Raw genomic sequence first — 10,027 nt, forward strand, 5'->3', positions numbered from 1 at the left:
TGCCGGCCTGCATCATCTCGTAGAGGCGGTGGACGCCGGTGGTGGTCTCCTCGGTCACGCCGCGGATGTCGGACGCGAGCTGCGTCCACTTCTGCGGGCTCTCCTTCAGCGTGCGGTTCAGCAGCGTCAGGATGTGGCCGTACTCCTCGGAGTCGGCGGTGGACGGGTCCGGGGCGGAGCCGGCCTTCTCGAACTCGACGCCCTTGTGGACGAGGAGGGTGGCGTCACCACCGTCGTCGAGGATCATGTTCGGGCCGCCGGTGGGGGTGTTCGGCCAGGTCAGCGCCTGCTCGGTGCACCACCAGTACTCCTCCAGGGTCTCGCCCTTCCAGGCGAAGACCGGGACGCCCTGCGGGTCCTCAGGGGTGCCGTTCGGGCCGACGGCGATGGCGGCGGCCGCGTGGTCCTGGGTGGAGAAGATGTTGCAGGAGGCCCAGCGGACCTCGGCGCCGAGCGCGACGAGGGTCTCGATCAGGACGGCGGTCTGCACGGTCATGTGCAGGGAGCCGGTGATGCGGGCGCCGGCCAGCGGCTGCGCGGCGGCGTACTCCTTGCGGATCGACATCAGGCCGGGCATCTCGTGCTCGGCCAGGGTGATCTCCTTGCGGCCGAAGGCGGCCAGGGAGAGGTCTGCGACCTTGAAGTCCATGGAAGCTGCTCCTCGTGGTTCGTCGAGAGGGAGGGTACGGCTGAGCCGTGCACCGCGTGGGCGCACCAGCGCAGTCCGTCGGAGGCCCTCTCTCCCCTCGGCCGGTCGCGGGGACCGCCCGACCGCCATCAGCAGCGACGTCTGACACCGATAGACGAATCTACACCGATCGGCCCAGCGGACCCCAGCCGACTGCGGACAACTCGTGGCTGGTTTTCGGGTCGCCCGGCGCGTGCGGTCCGGGCCTTTCGGACTTTTGATCCGCCGGTGGCGGCGGAGCCGGCCCGAGCGGGAGATCCGCCGCGCACCGCGTAGTGTGCCCGCCGTTGCCGACGAGCGAAGGGGTGGGTCCATGGAGCGCGGGCCGGGGCGGGGACTCGGGATCTGGGCGGTCGTGCTGCTGGTCGTGGGCGCGCTGGGGGTGCTGGCGCCGGTCGTGCTGACCGTGGCCCTCGGCCAGCGGCCGGTCGACACGCGCACCATGCGCTCGGACCACATGGACCCGACGTACCGGCGGGGCGACCGGCTCTTCCTCGCCGGGGCGGACGGCGGGAGCGCGCCGGTGGCACGCGGCGACGTGGTGCTGTTCTCGTCCTCCGAGTGGGGACCGGGGGACCACGTCGAGCGGGTGGTGGCGCTCGGCGGCGACCGGATCTCGTACCGCCGGGGCGATGCCGCGCTCCTGCTCAACGGCCGACCGCTGGCCGAGCCGTACCTGAAGGACCACCGGACGCCGGCGACCGTCGACTTCGACGTGGTCGTGCCGGAGGGGCGGATGTTCCTGATGGGCGACAACCGGGTCAATTCGGCCGACTCCTCGTACCGCAGGAGCACCGGGAGGGACGGTACGGTCGCACTCTCCGCCGTGACGGGGAAGGCCGTCGCGCGGCCGACGACGCTGATCGTGCTCGGCGGGGTCGGGCTGTGCGGCGTGCTGGTGTTCCTCGCCGGGGGCGGGCTCGGGACCGCGGCACTGCTGGTGCGCCGGCGGGCGCGCGGCCGGCGGGCGGTGCCGGTGGGGCCGTACGGGCCGGTGCCGGGCCGCTGAGCGGACGGCGCGTACGGCGCGTCCGGCGCGTCGGGTCGGCTACGGCGAAGGCCCCGCGGTCCGGTCGGGACGCGGGGCCTTCGGGCGGGCCTACTTCGTGAGCGAGGTGCGCAGGATGTCCGGCTCCAGGTAGATCACGCGGGCGATCGGCACCGCCTCGCGGATGCGGACCTCGGCGGCGTCGATGGCGCGGGCCACCTCGGCGGCGGTGTCGTCGTGCTGGACGGCGATCTTCGCGGCGACCAGGAGTTCCTCGGGGCCGAGGTGCAGGGTGCGCATGTGGATCAGGCCGGTGACGGTCTCGCCGTCGACCAGGGCGGCCTTGATCTTCGCGACCTCGTCGGCGTCGGCGGCCTCGCCCAGCAGCAGGGACTTGGTCTCGGCGGCGAGGACGATCGCGATGAGGATGAGCAGGGCGCCGATGCACAGGGTGCCGATGCCGTCCCAGACGCCGTTGCCGGTCAGCAGGGCGAGGCCGACGCCGCCGAGGGCGAGGACCAGGCCGACGAGGGCGCCGAAGTCCTCCAGGAGGACGACGGGCAGCTCGGGGGCCTTGGCGCGGCGGATGAACTGCTTCCAGGACTGCGCGCCGCGCAGCTCGTTCGACTCCTTGATCGCGGTGCGGAAGGAGAAGCTCTCGGCGACGATCGCGAACACGAGCACGCCGACCGGCCAGTACCAGGCCTCGATGGCGTGCGGGTGCTGGATCTTCTCGTAGCCCTCGTAGATGGCGAACATGCCACCGACGGTGAAGAGCACGATGGAGACGAGGAAGGCGTAGATGTAGCGCTCGCGCCCGTAGCCGAAGGGGTGCTCGGGGGTCGCCTCGCGCTGGGCCCGCTTGCCGCCGAGGAGCAGCAGGCCCTGGTTGCCCGAGTCGGCCACCGAGTGGACGCTTTCCGCGAGCATCGACGACGAGCCGCTGAAGATGAAGGCCACGAATTTGGCCGCGGCGATGGCGAGGTTGGCGGCGAGTGCCGCCACGATCGCCTTGGTTCCGCCTGACGCGCTCATGGGTGGAGGTGTCCCTTCCCTAGCCACTTGGTACGGCCGCACATTGTTGCAGGGGACGGCGGCCGTGCTCGGGGGTACGGGTGTGTCAGAGCACCACCGTGGCACGGAAGATGGTGCCCGTACCGGACAATTCCACCTTTTCCGCTGCCGGGACGAAGACGGACTCCCCCGGGGCGAGGGTCAGTTCGCCCGCCCTCGGGGCACCGGCCGTGCACAGCAGGATCTGCGGGGCGCCCGCCGGGACGACGACGGGGGCGCCACCCGGGGCCAGGACGTAGCGCGAGAGGCGGAACTCGTCGATGGGGGCCTCGTAGACCTCCTCGCCGTCGCCCTCGGGACGCAGCACGTGCGGGTCGCCGGGCTCGAAGCGGACGACCTTCAACAGCTCGGGCACGTCCACGTGCTTGGGGGTGAGGCCGCAGCGCAGCACGTTGTCGGAGGTGGCCATCAGCTCGACGCCCAGGCCGTCGAGGTAGGCGTGCGGGACGCCCGCGCCGAGGAACATGGCCTCGCCGGGCTGGAGCCGTACGTGGTTGAGCAGCATGGCGGCGATGACGCCCGGGTCGCCCGGGTAGTGGTGGGCCAGCGGCGCGTACGGGGCGTACGGGCCGCCCAGGCGCTCGGCGGCGGCCGCGGCCTCGTGGACGGTGGCGGCCATCTCGTCGCGGTCGGCGGTCAGGACGGCGGTGAGGACCTCGCGCAGGGCGGCGTCCTCGGGGTGGGCGTGCAGCAGGTCGACGTACGGCTTGAGGGAGTCGACCTCCAGGCCGGCGAGCAGCTCGGCCGCCTCCAGGGGCGGGCGGAAGCCGCACAGGCCCGTGAACGGCGTCAGCGCGCAGATCATCTCGGGCTTGTGGTTGGCGTCCTTGTAGTTGCGGTGGGCGGCGTCGACGGGGACGCCGCGGGCCTCCTCGTCGGCGAAGCCCGCGCGGGCCTGCTCGCGGTCGGGGTGCACCTGGAGGGAGAGCGGGGCGCCGGCGGCGAGCAGCTTGAGCAGGAACGGCAGCTGGGGGCCGAACTTGGCGACGGTGGCCGCGCCCAGCTCGCCCTCCGGGTCGGCGGCGACGACCTCGGACAGCGTCGTCACACCCGCCCCGCGGTCCAGGCGGGAGGGGGCGCCGGGGTGGGCGCCCATCCACACCTCGGCCTGCGGCTCACCGGTCGGCTCGACGCCGAGGAACTCCGGGATGGCGGTGGTGGAACCCCAGGCGTAGGGGCGGACGGTGTTGGTGAGGCGGTCCATCGTGCAGGTGCAGGCTTTCTTGAGACGGCGGGGGCGACGGGCGGCAGAGCCCGTCAGGGACGTCCCCCGGAGGCCACCGCGAGGTAGGCGGTGGCGAAATCGGTCACGGCGAGGAGCTCGGCGAGCTGTTCGAACTCGCTGCCCTCCTCGGGTTCGAGCTCGCTGACGGCCGTGTCGTGGCTGAGGGCGAGTTCGCGCGCGGCGGGCGCGGCGGACAGTCCGCCGCTGGGCCGGTCGCGCAGCAGGACGACCCGGGCGCGCAGGGCCTGCGGCTCGTCGACCCGGTCGCGGAAGAAGTCGTCGGGGTCGGCGCCGGCCGCGAACGCGCCGGCGAGGAGGACGCCGTGCCGCGGCAGGGCCTCGGGCAGTTCGGCGGCCAGCGCGGGGCGGCCGGCGAGCTCGGCGAGGGTGGCGGCGAAGCGGCGGCCGGCCGGGGCGGCGCCCGCGCCCTCGCTCCAGATGAGCGGCAGCGCGTCGGCGAGGTCGGCGGCCAGGGCCTTGGCCGGGTTGGAGTAGGCGGCGACGGCCGGGCCGCAGCGCTCGGCGGTGCGGTCGAGGCGGTCGGCGACGAGCTGCAGGGCGTCGGGGGCGGCCGAGATCAGGCCGACCTTGTCCAGGAGCACCAGCAGCGGGGTGAGCAGGGCCCACAGGGCGCCGGGGCCGGCGGCGGCGCTCTCGTCGAAGTCCTCCTGGTACGGGGCCTTGGCCATCGGTACGAGGAGTCCGTGGGCGCCCTCCACCGACTCGCTCAGCGGGGAGCGCTCGGGGGCGACGGCCACGACGGTGCAGCCGCGCCGGTAGGCCTGCTCGACCAGGACCGCGAGTCCCGGCTCGGAGCCGTCGGTGGTGGCGACGAGCAGCAGGTCCACGGGGCCGACCCAGCCGGGCAGGTTCCAGCGCAGGGCGCCGGCCGCGTGGGCGACGCCGGTGGGGTGCAGGCGGACGACCGGGGCCGCGGCGCCGGCCAGGCCGCCCAGCAGGTCGGCGACGCCGGTCGCGGCGGTGCCCGGACCGGCGATCAGGACCGCGCGGGGGCGGCCGTCGGGTCGGATGTCACCGAGGCCCGCCTCGGCGGCGTGCCGGGCCGCGGTGCGGACCCGGGCGCCGGCCTCGGCGGCGCCCCGCAGCAGACCGCGGCGGTCCGCCCGGGCGAGCTCCTCCGGTGCGTCGAGCAGCGACTCGTCGAGCATGGCGGCCTCCGGTCGTCGTCGCGGGTGCGGGGTCAGGCGGGGCGGCGGGCCTCGTCCACGAGGAGGACGGGGATGCCGTCCCGGACGGGGTAGGCCAGGCCGCAGTCCGCGCCGGTGCAGATCAGCTCGGGGGTCGCCTCGTCCGCGGTGCGGTCGTCGAGGGCCGCGTGGCAGGCGGGGCAGGCCAGGATCTCCAGAAGGCCGGCTTCGAGCGGCATGAGGACGTCCCTTCGAAACGTGCGGATGTGCGGTTGGGCCAGGTCAGCGTACCGCCGAGCCGCACCTGACGCGGCCCGGCGGCGCCCCGGCCGGTGGCCGGGGCGCAGGCCCCGTGCCGGGTGTGCTGCCCGGCACGGGGGCCGTTACGCGCGGACCAGGGCCAGGACCTCGTCGCGGACCTTGGCCAGGGTGGCGGCGTCGCGGGCCTCGACGTTCAGGCGGAGCAGCGGCTCGGTGTTGGACGGGCGGAGGTTGAACCACCAGTCGGCCGTGGCGACGGTGAGGCCGTCCAGCTCGTCGAAGGTGACGCCCTCGGTGCCGGCGTACGCGGCCTTGACGGCGGCGGTGCGGCCGGCCTGGTCGGCGACGGTCGAGTTGATCTCGCCGGAGCCGACGTAGCGGTCGTAGGAGGAGACCAGCGCGGACAGCGGGCCCTCCTGGCCGCCGAGCGCGGCCAGGACGTGGAGCGCGGCCAGCATGCCGGTGTCCGCGTTCCAGAAGTCCTTGAAGTAGTAGTGCGCGGAGTGCTCGCCGCCGAAGATGGCGCCGGTCCGGGCCATCTCCTCCTTGATGAAGGAGTGGCCGACGCGGGTGCGGACCGGGCTGCCGCCGTTCTCCTTGACGACCTCCGGGACCGACCAGGAGGTGATCAGGTTGTGGATGACCGTGCCGGTGCCGCCGTTGCGGGCCAGCTCGCGGGCCGCGACCAGCGCGGTGATCGCGGACGGGGAGACGCCCTCGCCGCGCTCGTCCACGACGAAGCAGCGGTCGGCGTCGCCGTCGAAGGCGAGGCCCAGGTCGGCGCCCTCGGCCTTCACACGCTTCTGCAGGTCGACGATGTTCTTCGGGTCGAGGGGGTTGGCCTCGTGGTTGGGGAACGTGCCGTCCAGCTCGAAGTACATCGGGACGAGCTCCAGCGGCAGGCCCTCGAAGACGGTGGGGACGGTGTGGCCGCCCATGCCGTTGCCGGCGTCCACGACGACCTTCAGCGGGCGGATCGCCGTGAGGTCCACCAGGGTGCGCAGGTGGGCGGCGTACCCGGCGAGGGTGTCCTGCTCGGTGACGGTGCCGGGGGTCTCGGCCGGGGCCGGGGCGCCCTCGTCGGACCAGCGCTCGACCAGCTCGCGGATCTGCGCGAGGCCGGTGTCCTGGCCGACGGGCGCGGCGCCGGCGCGGCACAGCTTGATGCCGTTGTACTGGGCCGGGTTGTGCGACGCGGTGAACATGGCGCCGGGCAGGTCCATCGAGCCCGAGGCGTAGTACAGCTGGTCGGTGGAGCACAGCCCGATCAGGGTGACGTCCGCGCCGCGGGCGGTGGCGCCGCGGGCGAAGGCGCCGGACAGGCCCGGCGACGAGGGGCGCATGTCGTGGCCGACCACGATCGCGTCGGCGCCCGTGACCTCGACGAACGCGGCTCCGAACAGTTCGGCGAGGCGCTCGTCCCACTCGTCCGGGACGACGCCACGTACGTCGTACGCCTTGACGATGTTCGAAAGATCAGCGGCCACTGCCTGCCCTCCTGAGGTTCTGTGCGGTGGAGCAAACCTACCCTGAGCGGCGCACGGCTCTTCCGATGATCCGGATGTCAGGGTTCCGGCGACCGCAGGACGCGCAGGTGTCCGCGCCGCGTCTCGCCGGTGACGTGCCCGCCGGATCCGGTGCCGCCGGCCTCCGCCGCCCGGTCGTGCGGCCGGGCCGCTTCCCGTACGGCGTTGGCCAGAGCTTCGAGGTCGTCGCCGGTGGGGCGGGACGGCGCGGAAGCGTCGGACAGGCGTACGACCTCCCAGCCGCGCGGCGCCGTCAGGCGCTCGCTGTGCTCGGCGCAGAGGTCGTAGCAGTGGGGTTCGGCGTAGGTGGCGAGCGGGCCGAGGACTGCGGTCGAATCGGCGTAGACGTACGTCAGTGTTGCGACGGCAGGGCGGCCGCACGCGGTGCGCGAACAGCGACGTACAAGGCTCACGACGTTGGACGGTACCGCACTCTTGACCGGGCCGCGACGACTCTCCCCCAGCTCACTCCCCCGTGTCGTGGCGTGATCTCGACCATAGGATCGGTCACGAGTTGGTACGGATCGCAACAATCTGGATGGACCGGCCGGTCGCCGACCGGCCGGGAACGTGCCGGACCATGGCCGGATCGGTCAGGGGAACGGTCATGCGACGACATCCGGCCACGGCCACGGCAACGGCGGGGTCCGGAGCCCGCCGGGAGCTACCCTGCGTGCGTGATGGACACCCCGCTGACCCCCCGCCCCGGCGAGCGCCCCCAGGAGCCGCGCACGCGGCGCCGTGACCGGCACGGCCGGGGGATGCGGGGGCCCGTCGCGCCGCCGCAGGTGCCGTTGTCCGCGAGTCGCGCGGAGCTCTTCGGGGACCTGGTGCAGGACTCCGTGGAGCGGCTGGAGCGCAGGTGGCCGCAGCTGGCCGAGGTGGAGTTCGTGGTGGCCGAGGTCCCCGGTCCCCCCGGGGCGCCGGGGGCGCCGGGCGGCGCCGACGCCTGGAACGACGAGGCCGTGCCGCTCGGCGGCGTGGTCCCCGCGCAGGCCGGGCGGCCGCCCAGGATCCTGGTGTACCGGCGGCCGGTGGAGATCCGGAGCAAGTCGCGCGACGAGCGGGCGCTGCTGGTGCACGAGATCGTGGTCGAGCAGGTGGCCGAGCTGCTCGGGCTGGCGCCGGAGACGGTGGATCCGCGGTACGGGCAGGACTAGCTCCCGCAGCTCCTGCGACTCCCGCAGCTCCCGCGGCCCCCGCTGACCCGGTGCTCCCGCGGCGGCCGCTGCGGGATCATCGGGTCACCGCGTCGGGCGGGGCGAGGTCACCGCGTCGGGCGGGGCGAGGTCACCGCGCCGGGCGGGGCGAGGTCACCGCGCCGGGCGGGGCGAGGGTCACCCCGTCAGGACCGTCAGGTCCTGGTGCGGGGTCGGGACCTCCACCGTGCTGCGGTCGTCCACCAGGGGTTGCGTCGTGAACAGGGGGACGCCGTCCGCGGGGAGGGTCAGGGTGCGGGCCGCGTGGACCGGGCCGCCCGAGACCGTCTCCACCGTGACGGCCCAGGGGCCCTTGGCGGGGCCGCCCGCCGGGGTCAGGGCGAGCGTGGTGCCCGCCTTGACCGTGTGCTCCTGGGCGGCGCCCTCGGACACGGTCACCTTGACCCGGGCGTCGGCGGACCCGGCCGGCACCGTCAGGGACAGCACCAGGGAGCTCTGCTCGGTGCGCTGCTCGGCGACCGTCGCCCGCGCGCCCACCGGCCCGGCCGCCGCCACGAAGCCCAGCTCCTGCTTGGACCCGGTCCCGCGGACCACCCGCAGCGCGGCGACCACGCCGACGGCCTGCCCCGGGTCGGCCGGGGTCAGCACCAGTGAACCCGGCTCGCCGCGGGTCACGTCGCCGAGGTCGGCCACGGCCGTCATGCCGGCCTTCACGTGCAGCTCTTCGTTCTGGGCCGGGCTGATCGAGCCGCCCGGACCGGCCAGCCGGATCCTGAGGTCCGCGTCGTCCCGGCCGGGCGCGTACGCGACCAGCCGTACGGAGGTGGCGTCGGCGGGGATGCCCGGCAGCACCAGCCGGCCCGCCGGGTCGGCCGAGGCCGGCAGCCAGTCCGCGCCGACCCCGTCCTCCTGCACCTGGACCACGGCCCCGACCCGCCCCGAACGGGTCGTCACGTGCGCGGTGAGGTCCGCGAACTGACCCGGCACCAGGGTCGACAGCAGCACCGCGACCGAGGACCGCGGACCCACCTTGATGTTCTCCCCGCCGCCCTGCTCGGACCTGACGGCGCCGTCCGGGCCGAAGAGCTGGACGTCCACCACGGCCGGAGTGTCGTCGGAGTTGGTCAGGTGCACGTAGTCGTGGCGGCCCTTGCCGGTGCTCACGGCCGGGAACCAGAAGTCGGTGCCGGGCGGGGCGCACGCCACCCCCAGGAGGCCGCGCGCCTGGCCCACCGCGACCTTGGTGGTCAGCTGCGCGGTCCAGCCCGGGGCCAGCGTGCCGTCCGCGGTGCCCGTCAGTGCCGGGGCCTCGGCGCCGGAGGCGGTGGCGGCGGTCGGCTTACCCGGCTCCTTCAGCTCCAGCAGCTGCTTGGCCTCCGGGGTGGCGCCCACGAGCCGGGCCGTCCCGCCGCCCCCGGCCGGGCCGCCGCCGGGGGTGAGCGAGGTGTAGGCGGTCTCGGCGACGTCGGAGGAGGACGGCGCCGGGCAGGTCAGGGTGGAGCGCTCCACCGGCATCCGGGCCGCGGCGGCGGCCGGACGGCCGTCGGCGGCGCCGGAGCCCGAGCCGGAGGCGGGGGCGGTCAGCGCGGCGGCGCCGGTGATCGCGGCGAGCGCGGCGGCCACGGCCGCGAGGGTCAGGGGGGCGCGCTTCACTGCTGGGTGCTCCCGTCCGGGCGGGGGTCGTAGGAGACCGGCCGCCCGTAGGCGTCGTACTGCTGCTGCGGGTACGGGTGGCCGTACGGCTGCTCCCCGTACTGCGGTGGGTGGCCCTGGGGCTGCTGGTACGGGTCGTACGCGGGGACGTACGGCTGCTGCTGCTCGGCGTGGCCGCCGTAGCCGCCGTGGCCGTCGCCGCCGTGGCCGTGACCGGCGTCCTGGCCCTGGTCCTGGCCCTGGTAGGCGTACGCGTCCTCGCCGGGCCCGGCCTGGGCCGGGATCTGCGCGTAGGGGTCGGCCT

Annotated in this window: 10 protein-coding genes and 1 pseudogene; 2 read left to right on the forward strand and 9 right to left on the reverse strand. The window is 74.7% G+C overall.

Annotation, left to right across the window (positions count from 1 at the left end; genetic code table 11):
* Nucleotides 1–649, reverse strand: a 649-nt coding sequence (locus LG632_RS27875; protein WP_226730364.1) for an adenosylhomocysteinase, incomplete at its 3' end; no start/stop codon positions are given.
* A 352-nt stretch (nt 650–1,001) separates the two neighbouring features.
* Here LG632_RS27875 and lepB point away from each other — a divergent pair.
* A complete protein-coding gene (gene lepB, locus LG632_RS27880; protein WP_226730366.1) occupies nt 1,002–1,697 on the forward strand; it encodes a signal peptidase I in 696 nt (231 codons plus the stop codon).
* Between the two features lie 90 nt (nt 1,698–1,787).
* Here the strand turns inward: lepB and LG632_RS27885 are convergent, their stop codons facing one another.
* The 6 genes from LG632_RS27885 to LG632_RS27910 form a co-directional block, all read right to left on the reverse strand.
* Nucleotides 1,788–2,711: a cation diffusion facilitator family transporter gene (locus LG632_RS27885; protein ID WP_226730367.1), complete on the reverse strand. Its 924-nt coding sequence runs from the start codon at nt 2,709–2,711 to the stop codon at nt 1,788–1,790.
* A gap of 85 nt (nt 2,712–2,796) precedes the next feature.
* Entirely contained in the window at nt 2,797–3,954 is a 1,158-nt protein-coding gene (gene manA / locus LG632_RS27890) for a mannose-6-phosphate isomerase, class I (protein WP_226730369.1), read from the reverse strand.
* Nucleotides 3,955–4,007: 53 nt separating this feature from the next.
* On the reverse strand, nt 4,008–5,144 hold the full coding sequence (locus tag LG632_RS27895; RefSeq protein WP_226730372.1) for an SIS domain-containing protein: 1,137 nt from the start codon (nt 5,142–5,144) through the stop codon (nt 4,008–4,010).
* A 32-nt stretch (nt 5,145–5,176) separates the two neighbouring features.
* Entirely contained in the window at nt 5,177–5,362 is a 186-nt protein-coding gene (locus LG632_RS27900) for a Trm112 family protein (protein WP_226730374.1), read from the reverse strand.
* Between the two features lie 144 nt (nt 5,363–5,506).
* Nucleotides 5,507–6,871 (reverse strand): phosphomannomutase/phosphoglucomutase, encoded by a 1,365-nt coding sequence (locus LG632_RS27905; protein WP_226730376.1) that lies wholly within the window; start codon nt 6,869–6,871, stop codon nt 5,507–5,509.
* A gap of 77 nt (nt 6,872–6,948) precedes the next feature.
* Nucleotides 6,949–7,374 carry a DUF3499 domain-containing protein gene (locus tag LG632_RS27910; protein ID WP_226730380.1) on the reverse strand — a complete coding sequence of 142 codons (426 nt, stop codon included), beginning with the start codon at nt 7,372–7,374 and terminating at the stop codon, nt 6,949–6,951.
* 216 nt (nt 7,375–7,590) lie between these two features.
* Between LG632_RS27910 and LG632_RS27915 the strand changes: the two genes are divergently transcribed.
* Nucleotides 7,591–8,070 (forward strand): metallopeptidase family protein, encoded by a 480-nt coding sequence (locus LG632_RS27915; protein WP_226730382.1) that lies wholly within the window; start codon nt 7,591–7,593, stop codon nt 8,068–8,070.
* Nucleotides 8,071–8,247: 177 nt separating this feature from the next.
* Here LG632_RS27915 and LG632_RS27920 read toward each other — a convergent pair whose 3' ends face one another.
* Nucleotides 8,248–9,723 (reverse strand): DUF5719 family protein, encoded by a 1,476-nt coding sequence (locus LG632_RS27920; protein ID WP_226730378.1) that lies wholly within the window; start codon nt 9,721–9,723, stop codon nt 8,248–8,250.
* Nucleotides 9,720–10,027: pseudogene (locus tag LG632_RS27925) on the reverse strand (hypothetical protein); the annotation flags it as partial. The pseudogene LG632_RS27925 and the gene LG632_RS27920, both read right to left, overlap by 4 nt.

Source organism: Streptomyces antimicrobicus (assembly GCF_020532625.1).
Classification (GTDB): Bacteria; Actinomycetota; Actinomycetes; order Streptomycetales; family Streptomycetaceae; genus Streptomyces; species Streptomyces antimicrobicus.